We start from the raw sequence: 20,678 nt of genomic DNA on the forward strand, positions 1-20,678 counted from the left end.
CCAATACCGCCAATCCTTCTTCTGCCAACTTCCTAATGAACAGACGGAGCTCTTTAATTCCCTTTGGATCCAGACCATTCGTAGGTTCATCGAGTATTAGTAGCTTAGGACGGCCTAATAGTGCTTGAGCGATTCCGAGTCTTTGACGCATCCCGAGTGAGTATGTACGTACCTTATCATGAATTCGTTGATCTAACCGTACGATATCTACCACTTCTTGAATCCGCGCTTCATCCACTCCAGACTGCATACGAGCAAAATGTTCTAAGTTCTCCCAACCCGTGAGATACGTGTATACTTCAGGATTCTCAACAATTGAACCTACGTATTTCAACGCATTTTCCTGATCACGATTGACATCATAGCCATATACTTTTATCGTTCCACTACTCGGTTTAATCAGATCAACCAGCATCCGAATCGTCGTCGTCTTACCCGCTCCATTTGGACCTAAGAAACCGAATATTTCGCCTTCTCGCACATCAAAAGTTACATCTTTAATAATCATTTTTTTACCTATTTTTTTATGTACATGTTCAACAGATAGAACAATTTTATCCACTCTATTCACACTCAAAGTATGTCGCCCCTTTCTTACGAATGTCCATGTTACTCTATTCCTTGCACAATACGATTAGCAATTTGTTGGTATCCTTCAGCATTCGGATGAAAGTGATCTGTTGATAAATAACGCTTTAAATTATGTGTAAACAAATCAAATGTAGGGACTAGAGTCATATTCTCATATTTATTTATCGTTGTAAGTGCTACGTTGTTCCATTTCGTTACAGCTTCATTGCCCACGACCTTCAATTCCTTCAAATCTCCAAAAGGGTTATACAATCCTACATAAATAATATAGGAATCAGGGTTAATGGTTCTTATTTTCTCTAAAGCAACTTTTAATTGTGCTGATGCTTTTGGCAATGCACTTGTGATCTTCTCAGCTGTTACGTCTTGTACTGAATTCGTCGACGTTGTGCCTGTTGATTCACCTGACTTACCCTTAGCTGAAGATAATAGCTGCGCTCCCTGAAATAGATCATTACCCCCAATAGAAAGGATAATAATATCAGATTGTTTCAGAACGTACTGTACACCTTCCTCATCTAACTTCTTCACCAATCCATCCGTCGTTAGTCCGTTAATGCCTAGGTTGTTTAGTAACGTCGTTTTCTTACCGCTACTCTTCGCGAGACTTTCTACACTTCTTTTCACGAACCCGCTTCCGGTTTGATCCCCTGTGCCTTTGGCTAAAGAGTCTCCAATGGCTGCAATCTTATATTCCTTTTTATTATCCATACTATCCGCTACACCCTCGCCTATTGGTTGAGATGGACGTTCAATCTCAACTACAACCTGTGGAGCATTAACATCTTTAATAGCGTATATAAATCCAACTAACAGTACCAATGTCGTCGCAATTGAGGCCACACTTACAATGCGCCAGATCCACTTCGATGAATTCACATTCAATACCTCCTTCAATCTTCCTTTTAACATTAAAACTTCTATTTCAAATTTGCAAATTAAGCCATCTATATAGATTGAATTAAAGACGAACTCCCATACATAATTCCCTTTAGAAACTTAGAGGGAAAGCATATATTCACTCGAATATAACACAAAAAAACGGTTAAGCTATTCAAGATTGAATAGCCTAACCGTTCAATTCATTGCTTACTATTTATTATTTACTAATAAACTCTTGTACCCAATGACCGTTATAATATCCTACACCAATAATAGTATAGTTTGCATTCAAGATGTTAGCACGATGTCCTTCACTATTCATCCAAGCTGTCATGACATCGGCCGGCGTTTTTTGACCCTTCGCAATGTTCTCGCCTGCATAGCTATAAGTAATACCATATTGTTTCATCATATCAAATGGAGATCCATAAGTTGGTGAGTTATGAGCAAAATAATTGTTATTATTCATATCTTTTGCTTTATCCAGTGCCATATTGGCTAATTTAGCATCTGAAGTCAATGGTTTAAGACCTGCTTTGCTACGTTCTTGATTTACTAGAGCCACAACCTGCGCAGTAACCGATTGATCTGCATTTGTATCTGGTTTTACTTCTGGTTTCACTTCTGGTTTAACTTCAGGCTTAACTTCAGGCTTAACTTCTGGTTTTACCTCAGGTTTTACTTCTGGTTTCACTTCTGGCTTAACCTCAGGTTTTACTTCTGGTTTAGTAACTGGTGTAGAAGGTTTAATCGTAGTCTGTAACTTTTCTACAATGACTTTCCATTCCCCGTCATGATTCTTAATCCAATCTTGAAGAATAACCTTCACGTCAGTATATTTGTAAGTTTCAGCAGAAGCAGCCGATGCTGATCCTGGTAGTACCATTCCAACAGCTAATATAGAAGCAAATGTTCCAGCCATCACCGTTTTGATCATTGATTTTTTCATATATTACACATCTCCTTCATTCGAATCGTATTTTTGAATCTCTTAGTTACAAAAAGGTTACAAAATTGTCATCAGCAACAAAATCATTGTAACATGCTAGATTTCATTTTTAACCCCGCAAATACTGGTAAAACGTCTTTTGACAACGATAAACAAATGATAAACAACAGAAAAAACCTTATATACTCACACAATTTAATCGGTGTGAGTACATAAGGTAGGCTATTATGCACCTAGCAACCTCTAGTAACTTAATTCGATGATCGTCCTTTTCACCTATTTCTTCGTTGCGTATTTACGCATATCAAAAGCAACAGCAGCCACAATAATGATTCCTTTGATAATCAGTTGCCAATATGGACTAATACCGATAAACGTTAGTCCATAGTTAATGATTGTAAAGATCAGTACCCCGACTACTACACCAGGCACTGTTCCTATGCCACCCGTCGTAGATACACCACCAACGACGCAAGCGGCAATAGCATCAAGCTCGTACATATTACCGTAGTTATTCGTTGCTCCACCGGTTCTCGCCGCCTCTAGTACACCCGCAAGACCATAAAGAGATCCAGCAATAGCATAGATATAAATCAAGTATTTGGCTACATTAATACCAGATACTTTCGCAGCTTGAATGTTTCCACCAATTGCATACATATTTTTTCCAAGCTTTGTTTTATTAAAGATGACCCATACAATAAATGCCACAAAGATTGCGATAAGAACAATGTAAGGTAAGGAAAACTTCCCTTCACCGATGGCTCCCGTTCCAATATTCTTAAAGTCATCTCGAAGACCAGCAATAGGTTGAGAATTGTTCGGTTCCATATCGACATATAAAGAGTTAATCCCATACACGGCAACCATTGTCCCTAATGTGGCGATAAAGGGTGGTACATTGAGCTTAGCAACCACAAATCCATTGACAAGGCCGCAGAAGAGACCCGCCAATATAGCAATCGCAATAGGGATGATATAGGGCATTTGTGGAATGTCCGGAAAAAATTGAGCCGCATATTCAGCCTTCTGTAACATTGAAGCGGCAATTACCGCCGTTAACCCAACGATTCGCCCCGCAGATAAATCCGTTCCGGCTGTAATTAGAATAAAAGCCACACCTAGCGCAATAATCGTACGTGTGGATGATTGAATTAATACATCTCTTAATGAGTTAATAGATAAGAATGCTGGATTGGACGCTGTAATCCCAATTATGAGTACAACTAAGACAATATAAATGGCATATTGCGAAGCAAAACTTTGTAATCTTTTCGTATTCATAAATAATCTCCCTTCGATGCCTTAATGCTGAGCGGCAAGCGTCATAATTTGTTCTTGAGTAGCAACACTACCCTCAACGATTCCGGTTAGACGACCTTCAGACATCACCATAATCCGGTCAGACATCCCAAGCAGTTCAGGCATCTCAGAAGAAATCATAATGATGCTTTTCCCTTGTTTCGCCAAATCAGCAATAATGGTATATATCTCGTATTTAGCTCCAACATCAATACCTCGTGTTGGTTCATCTAACAAAAGAATTTCAGGCTCTGTTAACAACCATCTAGCCAATAATACCTTTTGCTGATTCCCACCCGAAAGATTCATCATTAGCGTACGCGTCGTTGGTGTCTTCGTACGTAACTTCTCTACCATATGATCGACTTCTTTTTTCTTACGTTTCGCATCAAGTAACAGATACGGCTTCTGATACCGATCCATATTAGCTATGGCCCCATTCTCATGTACAGATAAGACGGAGAAAATACCGGTAGCACGCCGTTCTTCCGTAAGTAGTGCCATCCCCATTCGTTTAGCATCTTCCGCCGATTTGATTTTGACTTCCTTACCATTCAAAGAAATGGTCCCTGAAGCGATTTCTCTAAGCCCGAATAATGCTTCAATAAGTTCCGTCCGTTGAGCTCCAACTAAGCCACCAATCCCGAGAATTTCACCTTTACGAAGATCGAACGATATATTTCTAAATGATTTAGAATGCGTAGAGGTTAAGTCTTGTACTTTCAAAATAACGTCACCTGGTACATTATCTCTTTCTGGGAAACGATTCGTGAGGTCACGCCCAACCATCTTAGATATGATGCTATCCGTCGTTAATTCCTTAGCTGGCCATGTACCAATTTTGTTCCCGTCTCGCATAATGGTTACATCGTCAGAGATTTGTAGAATCTCCTCCATTTTGTGCGATATATAAATAATGGCTACTCCTCGCTTCTGCAGGTCACGGATAATGCGGAATAAGTGCTCTACTTCAACGCTAGTCAGCGAAGACGTTGGTTCATCCATCACAATAACCCTAGAATGGAAGGAGACAGCTTTCGCGATTTCAATAGATTGGATTTTGGATACGGACAAGTTACCAACAATCGTGTCTGGCTTCAAGTCAATATCAAGCTCCTTAAATAAGTCTGCTGTGTCCTTATACATCTTCTTATGATCGATAAACTGGATTGGACCTATTCCCCTCGTCGGAAATCGACCTAACCAAATATTCTCCATCACATTGCGGAAAGGTACCGGGTGAAGTTCCTGATGAATCATCGAAACACCCAGATTTAGTGCATCCTTGGAGTTGTGTATTTCAACTAGTTGGCCATCCAACACAATCTGACCAGCATCTGGCTCATAAATACCATAAAGACATTTCATTAACGTTGATTTCCCGGCCCCATTCTCACCCATAAGAGCGTGTACCGTTCCAGGACGCACTTGCAAAGTAACACCATCCAGTGCCTTTACACCAGGAAACTCCTTAGTGATTTCTATCATTTCTAGCAAAAACTCATGTTCAGCCATGGTTTCCACCTCCTCCTACGTGACCTATATGTTGCCCTTAAAGGCACATCGCTCTATACTTAGAATCTAAAAGGGAGCTGGATTCTCGTGAAATATCCAGCTCCACCGTTAGAAATTCACTTATTTTGCTTCGTCGATATTGTCCTTCGTAATCTTCTTGTATTTAATCCATACATATTGATTGTCCGAGATTTCAAAACCTACATTGTCCTTCGTAGGTTTCTCTCCCTTAGCCAACAATGTAGCTAGAACTACAGAAGCTTTACCTTGGTTATTGGCATCGTTAAGTACAGTTCCTAGTAAGGTTCCATCTTGCAATGCTTCTATAGCGGGAGCTGTTGCATCTACACCTACAACGGGCATAAATTTATCACCTTTGAAATAACCAGCAGCTTTTAATGCTTCAATTGCACCAAGTGCCATATCATCGTTATTAGCTAGAACAGCTTCAATTTTATCTCCGTTAGCGCCAAGGAATGCAGCCATTTTTTCTTGACCTTTAACGCGATCCCACATCGCTGTGTCTTCTGCAACTTTTTCTACTTTGATCCCTGCAGCTTCGATCGCTTCAATAGAGAATTTTGTTCTTAATTCTGCATCTTGATGTCCTGGTTCACCTTTTAACATGACATATTGTAGAACCCCGTCCTTGTTCTTATCCGCTTCAGGATGTGCCTTCCAATAATCAGCAATCAGCTCACCTGACATTGTGCCAGATTCTTCTGCTTTAGCACCAACATAATATACTTTATCCCATTTCTTCATATCATCAGGAAGTGGTTCACGATTAAGGAATACGACAGGAATATCAGCAGTCTTTGCTTTATCAATAATAACGCCAGCAGCTGTACGGTCTACCGGATTAATTAATAGTGCATTTGTTTTCTTTGTAATGAACAAATCTACTTTGTCATTCTGCGTAGGTTGAGAATTCTGGCTATCTACAATCTCAACATTTGCTTTTCCTTCAGCATTCGTTTTAATAGAATTACGAACACCCGTCATGAAGGTATCATCAAATTTGTAAATCGCTACCCCAATTTGAGGTTCTTTACCTCCGTCAGCTGAGTTTGAGCAACCTGCTACAACAGAACCGAGTAGTGCACCTGCAAGAAGAACTGGTGTGATTTTCTTCATTCTTTTTTTCATTAAAATAAACCTCCCCATAAACTTTTCTTTGAAATACGATTTCCTATTGGTTACGTTTTCATTATCGCTGAAAAAAACATTAAACCAAATATAAAATACTCCTGTTTTATATAAAAATTCTCATGCCTTACGCTCACCTTACAAACGGAAATAGTTGCTTCTGGTTCTCTGGCCACAACATATTATCAAGATCTATCAATTTGGAACCTGTATCCACTCTCTCGGGAACATGCATCCCTTCAATTGCTTCTACAGCATGCTGCACGGCTAAATAGCCATTACTGTAGGGATTCTGAATAACCGTTGCCTGAACAATACCCTCTTGTAGCATTTCAATTACCTCAGGGGGACTATCGAATGTAATAATTTTCACTTTCCCTCCAAGTCCTAGTTTCAGTACTTCTTGGGAAACACCGATACCCGCTACTTCGTTTAAGGCAATTAGTCCACTTATATGGGGATATTGACCTAGCATTTCATTCGTTAAATCCGCCGCTAGCTGAACGTCAGATCCACAATACACGGTATCCACCACTTCTACGTTGGGAAAACGAGCAAAATAATCCAACATCCCAGATGCTCTCTCATCCGCATTCCGTGCTCCCTCTACAAAACTGACCAAGCCAATCTGGCCTTTCCCATCAATCAATGCTACCAGTCTCTCTGCTGCTTTCTGACCTGCTTCATAATTATTTGTACCTACAAAAGTCTTCACACGAGCCGAAGCTACCTCCGTATCAACGGAAATAACCGGAATTTTGTGATAGGCTGCCCGGTCTGTCACCTGTGCTAATTTCATATAATCACTCGCTGATAGAATAATAGCGTCTGCTTTGTTCGTTATCGAATCATCAACTAACTTGATTTGTCCCTCTATGTCATTCTCGCTATCCGGACCAAGAAAGGTTAACTCCACATTATATTCTTTCGCAGCCACCTCAGCGCCCATTTTAACCGTGTTCCAAAAAGAACCACTTTTCATCTTGACGATCATACTCACCTTTCGAACGGTATCTGTCATCCGTAAACTGGAAGGAGAATCTGAACAAGAAACCAACACTAGTGAAAGTAAGGAAATTAATACCATTACCCTTTTCATGGCTCTAGTCATAGTAATCCCTCTCCTTCCACATTTTCTGGTTCATTTTTCATCATAGGTAGGGTGATCGTGACCGTGGTTCCTACTTCCACTTCACTCATGAATGTCAATCCATAGGCCTTGCCGTAGTACAATTGGATACGTTCATGAACATTCTTCACACCTACGCCTGATCCTCCTGCGCTTTTCACACCACCTGTTAACAAGTGTCCCATGACTTGAGGCGTCATTCCGAGACCATTATCCGTAACTGAAATGATGACCTTCTCTCCTTCAACCTTAACTGAAATCTGAATACAGCCTTCATCTGGCATAAGCTCAATTCCATGATAGATGGCATTCTCTACAATCGGTTGAATGATAAGCTTCAGTGTTGTACAAGGTAAGGCCTCATCCTGTATATCCATTTTGTAATTAAATTTGCTCTTATATCGGATCTTTTGAATAATTAGATAATGACGGACATGCTCTAATTCTTCCGCTAGCGGGATCATATTCATCCCTTTACTCAAGCTGATTCGGAATAATTTAGATAGTGAAGTAATCGCTGTAATGACCTCTTCCGATTTCCCCCGCTCCACAAGCCGGATGACAGAATTCAATGTATTATATAAGAAATGAGGATTAATCTGTGCTTGAAGAACATCTAGTTCGCTTTTTCGCTTGGCTTCCTGTTCATGTATAATCTGACCCATTAGTTGGCGAATCCGATGTAGCATGAAATTAAATCTTTTGGATAATTGCTCTACTTCATATGCGCCCTTCACATCAATAGGTGTATTGAAGTCACCTTGTCCTACCAGTTTCACAGCTTTCTCTAACCTGCGAATCGGCTGCGATATTTTGGCAGATACAAAGATAGAGACCAATAGGACTACAATTATAACTACCGCAAGAAACCAGAATATAAACACCTGAAGATCCTTCTTCGTGGTTACGATCTCATCAGGATAGGCTACACCAACTATTTTCCAACCAATAGGTTTCACCGTTCGAATCGTAATATATCTTTGTTCTACTGTAGAGGTATCTATATAACTCCCAAAGGCATAATCAAATACAGGCTCAATATTCTCATATTTAAGTCCGGCATAGATTAATTGCTGTTGTGGATGGTAAATGATATTTCCTAGAGTATCCATAATATAGGCATAGCCTTTTTTGCCCAGAATGACTTTACTGCTAAGCTCATCAATTGTCCGAAAATTAACATCGACCAACAGAATACCCATTTTCATGACGCCGTCCGCCTTGTAAGATATCATTCTACTTAACGAAACAACCCATTTGTATTGACCTTTGTATAAGTTCTGAATATGCGGTTGGGAAAAAGATACAGCTTCTGGTTGTTTAAGTGCCGTCAGAAACCAACTTTGTTCCTTTAGCTGTGTATTGCGTCGCATCGTTGCATTTGGAACGTCGAGTACCATGTTACCCTCTGGTGTAAACAAGGCCACCGAGACCAAATCCTCACGGGTGTGAAGAAGTGTCGTTAGTTGTTCTTTCAATAATGAATCCGATATATTATCTGTCTGACCGATCTGCTCTTCCACCACTTCATAGATATCCTGCATCCCTTTAACATATAACTCCAAATGAGAATTAACCTGATCGATAATCTGTTGAATGTTTAGATAAGCGTTATCTTCTGCGGATTTGGCAAATTTATTGTAGAGTAATAAGCTTACTAACAACACTACTACAACTGTAATCATCGTAAATGAAATGGTAATAATCACTTGAATACTTCTTACATTAAAAGAAAGCGGGACTTTTGGTTTTTTGGTGAATTTAAATAACCTTGAATGTTTAGGTTCAATGTTCACTCATAGCTACCCCTCCCGAGTTGTTCCGATATTCTTTTGGAGAATATCCAAATCTCTTACGGAAACAGAAGCTGAAATAATTGGGATCGATAAACCCTACCTTCTCTGCTACTTCGAAGGATTTCATGTCGCTTGAACGTAGTAGATTCTTTGCTGATTCCATCCGTAGTTGCATCACATAATTGACAAAGGTCATCTTTACTTCTTTCTTGAAAATACCACTGAAGTAACTTGTACTAATGTGCAAATGTTTACATACTTTGTTAATAGAAATATCACTTTCGTGATAATGAGTCGTAATATACACTTTTGCATCTTCTACCAATTGATTGTAACTAGATTGACGCCCCTTCGAAATGTGATTCATGAGCTTGATACAAATACCAGTAATCCATAGCTTTACTTCATTCAAATTATTAAACTTCGTGATCTCAGCAAAGGGATACTCATTCGAACCGAATATTTCATCAAGTTCCAAACGGAACTCTTTTGCTACCTTCATAATGGACGTCAGAATTTCTAGGACATATACTTGGCAATCCTTTACCGTAAGTTGTGTCATCTCTATATCTGCAAATAGACCAGCTACTGTATTCCCCACTTCCTGAGCCGTTTCTACTTTAATAGACCGGATTAACATCTGTTGTTTTAATTCATCATAATGAAGGGGTTCGTAAATCAATGGATCATGACTTATCTCCACATCAGAGATCCATATCACCCGGTTATTCCCTAATATCAATCTATAATCAAGTGCCTGTAGCGCCTCATTATAGGAATGGTGTACACTTTCAATGGCGTTCGTCATCGTGCCAGCACCTATTGTCACCGTGAGCTTTAAGTATTTCTCTACGTTCTGGCGAACCTCCTCGAGTATTTCAAGCATTCGCCCACTCGTCTTCTCGGTATCCTTATCTGGATCCATAAATAACAGGACAACATCATCGTTGTGAAGGAACACTTCGAAGGCATTGTACTTCGCACATATTTCCGTTGTTATATTCAACACGGCGAATAATTGTAATTGCCGATCTTTGGTACCTTTCATAGACTCTGGCGAAAAAGGACTCACCGAATGGTCCACTTCCTGCAAATCTGAATATGTATAATCGACTCTTACAATAGAAGCCATATACGAAGTTGCTGTCAAATTCAACTCATAACTCAGACTTCTTTCATTAATTTCAGATAGGGGTATCCGTCTTGACACTAGAGAAGATAGGAACGTACCTCTCAGGACGGGAAGACTCTTACGATAATGTTGAACTAGACTCTGTAAGTTATCTTTATCCGCGGCCTCTTCATCTAATTGATGCTTCACTTTAAGTAGAATATCGACGAGTTCTTTCGATGAAAATGGCTTTAATACATATTCGTCTATATGTAATTTAATCGCCTTTTGGGCATATTCAAATTCATCATACCCTGTAAGGATGATAATTTTGGTATTGGGATAATGATTACGAGTCCACTCAGCGAGTTCTAATCCATTCATAAAAGGCATGTGAATATCCGTTACGATAACATCTGGAACACATCTTTCAATGAATTCGGTCGCTTCTCGACCATTCTCGGCCCTTTCTATGACTTGAAATCCATATTCTTCCCATGAAATTTCATCAAGCAGACCTTCCCTTACATCTTCTTCATCATCTACTAAAATAAGACTATACATATTCATCCCTCATCACTATATTGTAAACGCTTTCTAGAATAACACTAGGACCATCGTATGATATATTCAGGATTGTATATCAATCCTGAAATGATGTAAACATAAAAAAAACCCAACCCTAGAGGGGATGGGATAGAAATTTCATGACATCAGAAAGGTTCTATAATTTTTTACTAAAACGATAGCCTGTCTTTGTAAAGCCGATATGCTCATAAAATGCACGTGCAGGTGCACGCTCCACACGGTTTCCACTGGTTAGGAACAAAAGTGTACTTCCTTGTCCCTTGCTCCAATCTTCCGCTTGCTGAATCAATCTTTTACCTAACCCTTGACCTTGATATTCTTTTGCAACAATGATCGCAGTGATCTGGGTTGTCGGTTCACAACGTGAAAAAGAAACAATGTGGTGTAAACTGATCTTGCCTACTACAATACCATCTACTTCAGCTACTAAAGTACAGTATAAAGGACTAGATTCCATGTCCTCCATACGTTCTCTCATCACACTGAGGGTTGTAGGATAGTTAAGTTCTCGCATTAACGCAGTAATAGTCTCCAGGTCATCCCATTGAAATCTACGGATGCTCAATGTAGGAGCAGACAAACTACTGTTCATGATCATATACCTCCACTTTTAAAAGACTGGCAGCATGTTTTGCTGTCTTACGAGCAATCTCAACATTATCAGCACTACTTAGAGCAACAGCCATTCTTCTACCTGGTTTGCTCTCACCTTTACCAAATACTCTCACTTGAGTACGTGGCAGTGAAAGAGCCTCAGCCACGCCACTAATTGCAAAATTCGAACTATAATTTTGGGCTTTCAATGTCGCCGATGCGCCCGGAGCCAGAAGTTGTACGTGCTCAATAGGTAAGCCAAGTATGGCTCTCACATGCAAGGCAAACTCCGACAAGTCCTGTGTTACCATCGTGACCATACCGGTATCATGAGGACGGGGTGATACTTCACTGAACAGAATCCCATCAGGCGTTACGAACAATTCAACACCAAAAACGCCGTAACCACCTAATTCATCCGTAATCGCTTTCGCTACGGATTGTGATTCTTCAAGTTGTGCAATACTCATCTGATGCGGTTGCCAAGACTCCACATAATCGCCATCTTTTTGAATATGGCCGATCGGTGGGCAGAACAGCGTACCGGATACAGAACGTACCGTAAGAAGTGTAATTTCACTGTCAAACTGAACAAAGGATTCGATAATGACTCGCGTACTTTTAGCTCGTCCACCTTCTAAAGCGGCGGTCCAACAGGCTTCTGCATCATTTAAACTCTTACATACACTTTGCCCTTTACCAGAAGAACTCATAATTGGTTTAATCACGCACGGTGTTCCGAGCTCAACAACAGCAGCCTTCAATTCTTCTAGACTGTCAGCGAATCGATATTCAGCCGTTGGCAGCGATAATGTCTCCGCAGCCAAGCGTCGAATTCCTTCACGATCCATCGTTAGATGCGTTGCGCGTGCTTTGGGAACCACATGGTAACCTTCCTGTTCTAACTCCAATAACACATGTGTTGCAATAGCTTCAATCTCAGGAACAATGATATCAGGTTGTTCTTGTCGAATAATGCTTTTCAAAGCTTCAGCATCGAGCATATCGATTACATGGGACCTGTGCGCTACCTGCATAGCAGGAGCATCATTATAGCGGTCCACGGCAATGGTCTCTATACCCAAACGCTGGGCCTCAAGTACCACTTCTTTACCCAATTCTCCACTGCCCAGCAGCAACATTTTCCTGGAATATGCAGAAAAAGGAGCACCCCACACCACTTGCCATCCCCCCTATAGTTCTTTCATCTCTATTTTCAGGGTTTGGCAACAATAATGCAAGCGTACTCCGATAATTTTCATCAAATTTCACATTTTATTTGACATAAACAATCATAAAATAGATACATTCAGTCAAAATACCCGTAATAATTTGAATAATTTGGAACCATTGTGTAATTTTATATAAAGCTAAATAAATCGATATTGCGCTTCAATGAGACCGTTATAAATTCCTTTGCGGGAAATGAGTTCTGCATGACTTCCCTCTTCTTTTATTTCCCCATGATCTAACACAACAATTTTATCAGCATGGCGTATCGTTGATAATCGATGGGCGACAATAAAGGATGTACGTCCTTGGAGTAGAACCTTAAGTGCTTCTTGAATGCGAAGTTCTGTCTCCGTATCAATACTCGCTGTAGCTTCATCAAGGATCAATATACGAGGATCCGCAAGCAGCGCACGCGCAAAGGATAACAATTGACGTTGTCCCATGGACAACATATTCCCACGCTCTTCTACTTCCGTTTCATATCCACCTGGTAGCTTCGCAATAAATTCATGTGCATTCACAGCTGTGGCTACAGCTTCAATCTCTTCATCTGTCGCATCAAGTCTTCCGAACCTTATGTTATCTCGAATCGTACCTGAGAAGATGAAAGTATCTTGTAGGACAATACCAATTTGGCTACGCAGACTCTCTACTTTCACATCTCGGATATCATAGCCATCAATTTTAATCTGTCCATCCGTAATGTCATAGAAGCGACTAATCAGGTTAATAATGGTACTCTTCCCTGAACCCGTATGACCCACTAGCGCAATCGTCTGACCCGCATCAACGTCTAAGTCTATCCCCTTTAAGGCTTGACGACCCTTCTCATATTCAAAGACGATGTTCCTGAAAGTGATATTCCCTTTGATCTGTGGAAGTGTTGTTGCATTGGGTTTATCATCGATATTCGGCTTCTCATCCATGAACTCGAATATCCGTTCCGAGGAAGCCATCGCAACCAATAGTTGATTGTACATTTGGCCTAGACGGTTAATTGGATCCCAGAAGTTCCCTACATAACTTGAGAAGGCTACCAGTAAACCAATCGTTAATTCACCTTGTTGAATCAGATAGGCACCGAACCAGAACAGTATTAATGTACCGAAACCACCTGTAATTTCAATAAGTGGACCAAATCCTTGGTTCATGGTCGTCGCTTTATCCCATGATTTCTTTGCGTCCTTATTCATCGTATCGAAGAACTCCATGTTTTCCTTCTCTTGCGTATATGCTTGAGTAACACGAATCCCTTGAATAGACTCGTTCAAATGTGAATTGATACGAGATCCCTTCATCCGAACATCCTGCCAAGCTCTACGTATCTTCACACGCAATTTCGTAGAAATCAGGAACATAATCGGAACTGTGATGATAACTGCAAGCCCAAGTTTGAAATTGATGAGTAACAAAATAATTACAATCCCCACCAACTGTACACAGTCAATCATTAAGTTAACGACACCGTTCGTAAAAAGTTCCTGCAACGAGTTCACGTCATTCGTTACCCGTACGAGAACTGATCCCGCTGGTCTTTTATCAAAAAAGTTAAAGGATAATTTCTGAATATGTTTGAACAAGTCCGCACGCAGGTCATAGATAACTCTCTGACCAATAATATTCATATATTTTATCCGATAGGCAGTCGCTACCCATTGCACTACATAAAGTACAAATATACCCGCAGCTATCATATATAACATCTTCAAACTAGGGTTCGCAGGTGAGATCGCCTTATCAATAGCCATACTCGTTAGAAAAGGAACTGTTAATTTGGTGATCGTCCCCAAGATCATCATCAAGCCTATCAGAGGCAGTAATTGTTTCGCATATGGTTTCATATATGCAAATAATCGACGAAATTGCCCCCAGTCAAAAGCTTTATCAATCACATCATCATCTTTGTAAACAAATCGTTCCCCGCCTGTACTTACACCTATCGGTTTCTTAACAGTCTTGCTTGTTGGGTCATTATGCCTATCTACATTTACATGAGTGCTCATGATTTCACCTGCTCTTCTGCTTCACTGGATATCCGGGCAATATGATCAGCGTACTGAATTTGATAAACATCTCGATAAGGACCTGGTACAGTAATTAATTGCTCATGTTTACCTCTTTGCACAACCTTACCTTCATCCAATACAAGTATTTCATCGGCATGACGTAAGGAAGATATACGGTGAGCAATAATAAATGTTGTCCGCCCTTTCATCACTTCTTGGAATCCCGATTGAATTTCATGCTCTGTCTCCATATCGACGGCACTTGTTGCATCATCAAGAACAAGAATTTTAGGATTCTTCAGTAACGCACGTGCGATAGCGATCCGTTGCTTCTGTCCCCCAGAAAGCCCCATACCTCGTTCACCCACGACCGTATCATAACCATCCGGCATTTCCATAATAAATTCATGAGCCTTCGCAAGCTCCGCAGCACGAATAATTTCCTCCATCGAGACATCCTTCAAACCGTATGAGATGTTATTCTGAATGCTCGACGAGAACAGAAATGTCTCCTGAAATACAGAGGCCATCTGGCTACGCAGACTATGTACTGTGATATCTCGAACATCCACTCCATCTAACTTAATGGTACCTTCATTCACATTATACGCATGCATAAGTAACTGAATAATCGTTGATTTACCTGAACCGGTTCCACCCAAGAAACCAATAACGGAACCTGATGGTGCATCAAAACTAATATCTTTAACTGCAGCTAACTTATTTCCGTAAGCGAAAGTGACGTTCTCAAACGTAATATTCCCTTTCACTTCTTCTGCTACAAGTTCCTTCGCATCTTCACGATCTTTAACGTCGATAGGATGATTAAGGAGTTCTAACACGCGTTCTCCTGAAGCTTCCGATTGGGTATAGTTATTAATTAAGAACCCAATGTTCCACATCGGACCAATTATGTACCAAATCAAGCTAAAGAAAGCAACCAATTCTCCTAAGGAGAGTGACCCATTAATAACAAAGGTTCCACCTACCGCAAGTAACAAAACAACAGTAATTGATGCTAGGAACTCCATGAGTGGGAAAAAGCGACTCCATAATGTCGAGGTGAAGATTTGATTCGTCTTATAACGTTCATTACGAATGGAGAACTTCTCTACCTCATAAGGTTCACGTGCAAAAGATTTCACCGTTCTTACACCGGTGACATTCTCTTGAACAGCTGTTGTCAGTGTACTTAATGCAATTCGCATCTCTTGAAATGCTGGATGAATTACACCCTCAAATCTCAGAGCCACAATGATTAAGAACGGTACACTGATCATGGTCACTAACGTCAACTGCCAATGAATGGAGAACATCATAATCGAACCAAATGTAACCATGAGTATCGTATTCATCATTTGCGCTAGACCAAAACCGATAAAGTTACGGATCGCTTCCAGGTCACCTGTAAGGCGTGACATTAAATCCCCTGTCTTCGCGGTATCATAATACCGAAATGATAAAAACTGCAATTTCTCATAACATGCATTTCGCAAACGGTAGGCCAAATGGTTACCCAGTCTACCACCTAGGGTCCCGCTTAGAAATTGCATAATCGCTTTGGCGATGACGACAAGGATAACCGTCAGGGCGAGCATAGGTACTTTGTCGAACTGCCTAGGAGTAATGACATCATCAATCAGAATTCGAAGCAGGTTGGGCGTAACCAGCCCTAAAGCAGTAGAAATCGCTAAGCATAGGATCGAAAGATACAAAACCCTTCGTTTGTCCCAGAAGAAGCCTTTTAGTTGCCTAAGTACATTCATGTTTCTCCTCCTTTGGATACGTTAGATCCATTTCATTCATATTTGTGAACATTAATGAAGTTTAACACCGTCTTCAAAAGGCGGCAAAGCTCATAACTCATCATAAACAGGCGCGATACGCAACCATCGGTCAATTACTGGAAACAATCAGGAATTTTTTATGATATATTGCGAAATACTCCATATCCCTAGGGTACTCATCTCAAAAAAAAGGAAACGCTATCACAGCGCTCCCTTTACCTAATTTATTTAACATAAAATTTAGTTAGACATCTCTTCATATGACTTCAGACGATCCGCTAATTCTAGCCAAGTGACGGGTAGCTCCGTTAATTGTAATGTACTTTCCAACGCACTTTGATTCTCTAATAATTGTTCTTCTAACCATTTAGCTTGACGCACTAAAGCTTCACTAAATTCATGAATATAGAAACCATAAAGTAATGGCTCTTGTGCAGTTGCTGCATCCGTAATATTCTCCCTGAGTGTCGGTTCAACGGTTTCCTTCAATTTCTCGCGCCCCTTACCTTCAAAAAACAACTTAGGAGATTTGAAAGTAGACCACAACCCATGCCATTCCACTGTCTTGTTAAATTTACTTCCTTGTAGATCAGGAACATGCCAAGATTGCTCTTCTTTAACAGGTGTTAGCAACATTCCTTCATCTATGGCATTGACCTGATCTGTGAACTTCTGTGATGCTTCTTGAAGAATCCATTTCGCCTTTAACTCAAGTCGTAATGTGGTCGTCCATAATTCTTGATCAAGCTCTTTCAACAGAGATTGTTCTAGCTCACGTCCACAATCGCCAAAGATCTCTTTCAATGATCCCGTACCATCACGAAGTAATGAAGGATGAAAAGCTTCATTAAAAAATGCACCCAAATTATACTCGATCCGCTTGCGCACGTGGAACAGTAATTCTTTCGTTTCCTGTTCGATGACTTTATCTTGTCCTGATAGTAGCGTGAATTGGCTCAGCATCTCCTTTGCCTTAGCAAAAGTCTTCTGCAACTCAAGCTGACGTAAACCTCGCGTCGCTTCATCTTGCCTTGATATTCGATTCCACTCTTCTGCACGTTTACGTGCAGTCGTGATCTCTTGTTTCGCAGCTTGAATAGATAAGCCAGGAAGTTCTTTACCTGCGAAATCATTCAATGACTCTTCAAATGTTGTGAATCCAGAAGATAACAACAATGATTGTTGGTTTGTGGTCTTGCCTTCTAGTGCTTTCATACTAGATAAGGCATAAATATGAGGTGAAGCAATCCCGCTACTTCGCAAGTTTGTTTTCACATGACTAATCACTTGCTCTAGCTCATCATTCGATCCTGCTAGATCTGCCGCATTGATAATAAAGAACATTTTATCCAGTGCAAAGCTATCTTTCACTCTTCCTAATTGGGAGAGGAATTGTCGATCTCCTTTAGAAAAAGCATGATTATAATAGGTGACGAACACCAATGCATCTGCATGTTTCATATATTGAAAAGTTACACCTGTATGACGCGCGTGTAAGGAATCCGCTCCGGGTGTATCCACAAGAATAATGCCCTGTTCCGTTAGATCACAACTGTAGAACAAATCGATACGTTCAACAAAACAAGATTTCGTCTCATCCGCTACAAAAGAGCGATACTGTGTAAGGTCTACCGTTTGCATCGTACCTAGGATCCCTTCTGCTTCCACCCACCCCGCACTAGCAGCTTTCAAGAACCCATAATGAGGTAATCCCGCTGGATGTATCCCATCTGATGTTAAATCGTGTACAGCAGCACTCCAGTGGTTCAGATCCGGTTCACCTAAATGGAGAATCGAGAATGATATTCTCAGGTCTTCCATCAGCGTCTCACGGGACTTCATGACCACCTGTGCTGTTCCATGCTTAAAGTCATCATGAGGTGCAAGAATACGATTAATTGCCGCCGTGGTAGGATGCGGCGAGACCGGCAACACTTCTTCGCCAAGCAAGGCGTTCGCGAAGGAAGATTTACCGGCGCTGAAAGCTCCGAACAACGCCAGCGTAAACGTGCCGCCCTCGAGCGCAGCGGCGCGTTCACGGATTCCCCGCGCGGCAGATGCCATCGCGGGATACTGCTCTAGCAGCGCTGCTGCGCCGTGCAGCTGCGCTGCCGCACTTGATAGCCGCTGGCGGCGGCCTGTGGCCGCACCGCCGTGCGTTGCCCCGCTACCGCTGTGCGGCGGGGCAAGATCTTTCGCGGGCGCAGCGCGAAGCGCACCCGCTTCGGCCGCCTCCGCAGGAGCGGGCGGCCGTAAGGGCCTCACCGCCGGCAGGAGGCCGGGGGTGAGGCTTACGCGCGGCGGCAGCAGCTCAGCTAGCGCTTGCGCACGCGTAGTTTCCTCCTGCTTGAGCGCAGCGTAGCGGGATCCCTGTGCCGACTGTTGCTCCAAGTCGGCCATCGCAAGGCTTAAGCGCTGCAGCTCGCGCGCAGCCACATCCTCTAGCAGCACTAGAAGCTGCTCAGTAAACTCCGTTATGTTACGCCGATATTGGACTTTAATCTGTTCAGCAACACTACGACAATAATTCAAAACATACTCTCCCGATAGAATAGCATCGATCTGAAGTGTCTTATAAATAATATCCTCATCTATCACTGGAATGAACATGTCCATCTTTCTCTGCCATTCCTCACTCCACAGATGATGCTTATCAGCCCATGTAGCTACTAACTGTCGTACATGCCATTCAACTTGCGATGAGACTTGCTCCTGAAGTTTTTGCAAGAATATTGCTTGTCTTTGCTCTTGTTCAACACGTGTCTTATTCCCAGCTAACCATAATCCCTTCTTAAACCCAGGCTTACGACTTTCTACAAAATCATGAGCTAAATCTCGCATTTCTGCAGGCATAAGATTAGCATTGTCCAAGATCGCATTGATATCCTGACGTAACGTTGCCCTTTCTTGTTGTGTGAGTCCGCGTACTTGATCCTGTTCTCCTACCAAAGACAGTCTTTCATCTTCAATCTGAGCCAATTGTTCTATACCGCCCAGTTCTTCTAGAAGCTGTTCCTTTTCTTCGGCCAATGAAGCTCCATATTGAAGAACATGGTCATCCGCCACATGATTTGCCGAACAAGAAATGCTGTACTGTACTAACTCCTTCTTCTTACCTATCAAGCCCATGATTAATTCCTTAAGACTGTCATATTGATTATAAGGATGATCCGATTCTTTCAATGAACTGAATATGAGCCCTTCGTAATGTACCTGCCAGCGGTCGAACGCTGAGATCACTTCATCCCGATAAGACTGAAAAGATAATTCTTGTTCTCGATGTTTATCAATTTGATTCACAATGAGATACAATGGCTTGCCCCAATCCGATAGACTCTTCGCAAATACCAAGTTATTCTCAGACTGAACATGATTGTAATCCATCACATATAGAACCACATCTGCTAAGTGAAGCGCAGAGTGCGTAGCCTTCTTATGCCCATCATCTGTAGAATCAACGCCTGGCGTATCCATCAACACACCCGAGGAGCCGAGGAACGGGATCTCTTCCCATACATCTACCGAGGAATATGAACCTCCGTTCGTACAATATTCATTTAGTTCGTCTGTCGTTACCTCCATGGGTGCTTCTGCATTATCTTGTGAATAAATCACAGCCCGGGCTGATCCATTACGAATCGTGACCACATTCGCGCTTGTAGGAACTGGACCAGAAGGTAATACTTTCATCCCGCATAGTGAATTGATTAGACTCGATTTCCCCGCAGAGAAATGACCACACCACGCGATCGTTAATTCACCTGATTGTTCCTTATGTAATAAATCATCAATTGTATCTGTAGCTTTTGTATCTCCCCAAGATGACAGTTGGTTCTTAAGAGCTTCTAAATACACTTCTTCATTCTTTTTCTTGCTATCTGTCGCTACCATCATGGATCTACTCTCTCCCTTGTGATCTATCTCATTGAAATAACTTTATTTATTTTAACATCTCCATTAACTTAGTGAAATCCTTTTACCTTTGCAAAAAAATAAAACCGAAGAATATCCTTCGGTTTTATTACGACTTAAGTATTGTATACGCG

At 41.2% G+C, this 20,678-nt stretch carries 14 protein-coding genes; all 14 read right to left on the reverse strand.

The features are described 5' to 3' along the window. A partial coding sequence (locus tag BW961_RS00005; protein WP_425298634.1) for an ABC transporter ATP-binding protein occupies positions 1 to 577 on the reverse strand: 577 nt, incomplete at its 3' end. 32 nt (positions 578 to 609) lie between these two features. Then, entirely contained in the window at positions 610 to 1,470 is an 861-nt protein-coding gene (locus tag BW961_RS00010; RefSeq protein WP_068590436.1) for a GDSL-type esterase/lipase family protein, read from the reverse strand. 220 nt (positions 1,471 to 1,690) lie between these two features. Beyond that, positions 1,691 to 2,422 (reverse strand): CAP domain-containing protein, encoded by a 732-nt coding sequence (locus BW961_RS00015; RefSeq protein ID WP_068590435.1) that lies wholly within the window; start codon positions 2,420 to 2,422, stop codon positions 1,691 to 1,693. Positions 2,423 to 2,698: 276 nt separating this feature from the next. After that, positions 2,699 to 3,706, reverse strand: coding sequence for a galactose/methyl galactoside ABC transporter permease MglC (gene mglC, locus BW961_RS00020; RefSeq protein ID WP_068590432.1), 1,008 nt, complete (start codon positions 3,704 to 3,706; stop codon positions 2,699 to 2,701). Positions 3,707 to 3,727: 21 nt separating this feature from the next. Further along, positions 3,728 to 5,239, reverse strand: a complete 1,512-nt coding sequence (locus BW961_RS00025; protein ID WP_068590430.1) for a sugar ABC transporter ATP-binding protein — start codon at positions 5,237 to 5,239, stop codon at positions 3,728 to 3,730. 120 nt (positions 5,240 to 5,359) lie between these two features. Next, positions 5,360 to 6,376, reverse strand: coding sequence for a galactose ABC transporter substrate-binding protein (locus BW961_RS00030; protein WP_068590612.1), 1,017 nt, complete (start codon positions 6,374 to 6,376; stop codon positions 5,360 to 5,362). 145 nt (positions 6,377 to 6,521) lie between these two features. Continuing rightward, entirely contained in the window at positions 6,522 to 7,499 is a 978-nt protein-coding gene (locus tag BW961_RS00035) for a substrate-binding domain-containing protein (protein ID WP_068590427.1), read from the reverse strand. After that, positions 7,496 to 9,202 carry a sensor histidine kinase gene (locus tag BW961_RS00040; protein ID WP_082867649.1) on the reverse strand — a complete coding sequence of 569 codons (1,707 nt, stop codon included), beginning with the start codon at positions 9,200 to 9,202 and terminating at the stop codon, positions 7,496 to 7,498. The genes BW961_RS00035 and BW961_RS00040 overlap by 4 nt, the downstream gene beginning before the upstream one ends. A 100-nt stretch (positions 9,203 to 9,302) precedes the next feature. Beyond that, on the reverse strand, positions 9,303 to 10,988 hold the full coding sequence (locus BW961_RS00045; protein WP_068590425.1) for a response regulator: 1,686 nt from the start codon (positions 10,986 to 10,988) through the stop codon (positions 9,303 to 9,305). Positions 10,989 to 11,148: 160 nt separating this feature from the next. Next, a complete protein-coding gene (locus BW961_RS00050) occupies positions 11,149 to 11,604 on the reverse strand; it encodes a GNAT family N-acetyltransferase (RefSeq protein WP_244555829.1) in 456 nt (151 codons plus the stop codon). Then, the gene (gene purT / locus BW961_RS00055) at positions 11,594 to 12,784 is read right to left on the reverse strand and encodes a formate-dependent phosphoribosylglycinamide formyltransferase (protein WP_068590608.1); all 1,191 of its coding nucleotides are present in this window, start codon (positions 12,782 to 12,784) and stop codon (positions 11,594 to 11,596) included. The genes BW961_RS00050 and purT overlap by 11 nt, the downstream gene beginning before the upstream one ends. Positions 12,785 to 12,976: 192 nt before the next feature. Then, complete coding sequence (locus BW961_RS00060; RefSeq protein WP_068590421.1) at positions 12,977 to 14,842, reverse strand: ABC transporter ATP-binding protein; 1,866 nt, start codon at positions 14,840 to 14,842, stop codon at positions 12,977 to 12,979. After that, the gene (locus BW961_RS00065; protein WP_068590420.1) at positions 14,839 to 16,611 is read right to left on the reverse strand and encodes an ABC transporter ATP-binding protein; all 1,773 of its coding nucleotides are present in this window, start codon (positions 16,609 to 16,611) and stop codon (positions 14,839 to 14,841) included. Before BW961_RS00065 ends, BW961_RS00060 begins: the two co-directional genes overlap by 4 nt. 261 nt (positions 16,612 to 16,872) lie before the next feature. After that, complete coding sequence (locus BW961_RS00070; protein ID WP_068590418.1) at positions 16,873 to 20,526, reverse strand: dynamin family protein; 3,654 nt, start codon at positions 20,524 to 20,526, stop codon at positions 16,873 to 16,875. Positions 20,527 to 20,678 lie beyond the last annotated feature (152 nt).

It is taken from the genome of Paenibacillus macquariensis (assembly GCF_900156375.1).
GTDB lineage: Bacteria > Bacillota > Bacilli > Paenibacillales > Paenibacillaceae > Paenibacillus_AQ > Paenibacillus_AQ macquariensis.

Coding starts and splice junctions, on each gene's coding strand:
- BW961_RS00015 (WP_068590435.1), bottom strand. CDS start 2,422: ATGAAAAAATCAATGATCAAAACGGTGATGGCTGGAACATTTGCTTCT.
- mglC (WP_068590432.1), bottom strand. CDS start 3,706: ATGAATACGAAAAGATTACAAAGTTTTGCTTCGCAATATGCCATTTAT.
- BW961_RS00025 (WP_068590430.1), bottom strand. CDS start 5,239: ATGGCTGAACATGAGTTTTTGCTAGAAATGATAGAAATCACTAAGGAG.
- BW961_RS00030 (WP_068590612.1), bottom strand. CDS start 6,376: ATGAAGAAAATCACACCAGTTCTTCTTGCAGGTGCACTACTCGGTTCT.
- BW961_RS00035 (WP_068590427.1), bottom strand. CDS start 7,499: ATGACTAGAGCCATGAAAAGGGTAATGGTATTAATTTCCTTACTTTCA.
- BW961_RS00040 (WP_082867649.1), bottom strand. CDS start 9,202: ATGATTACAGTTGTAGTAGTGTTGTTAGTAAGCTTATTACTCTACAAT.
- BW961_RS00045 (WP_068590425.1), bottom strand. CDS start 10,988: ATGTATAGTCTTATTTTAGTAGATGATGAAGAAGATGTAAGGGAAGGT.
- BW961_RS00050 (WP_244555829.1), bottom strand. CDS start 11,604: ATGAACAGTAGTTTGTCTGCTCCTACATTGAGCATCCGTAGATTTCAA.
- BW961_RS00060 (WP_068590421.1), bottom strand. CDS start 14,842: ATGAGCACTCATGTAAATGTAGATAGGCATAATGACCCAACAAGCAAG.
- BW961_RS00065 (WP_068590420.1), bottom strand. CDS start 16,611: ATGAATGTACTTAGGCAACTAAAAGGCTTCTTCTGGGACAAACGAAGG.
- BW961_RS00070 (WP_068590418.1), bottom strand. CDS start 20,526: ATGATGGTAGCGACAGATAGCAAGAAAAAGAATGAAGAAGTGTATTTA.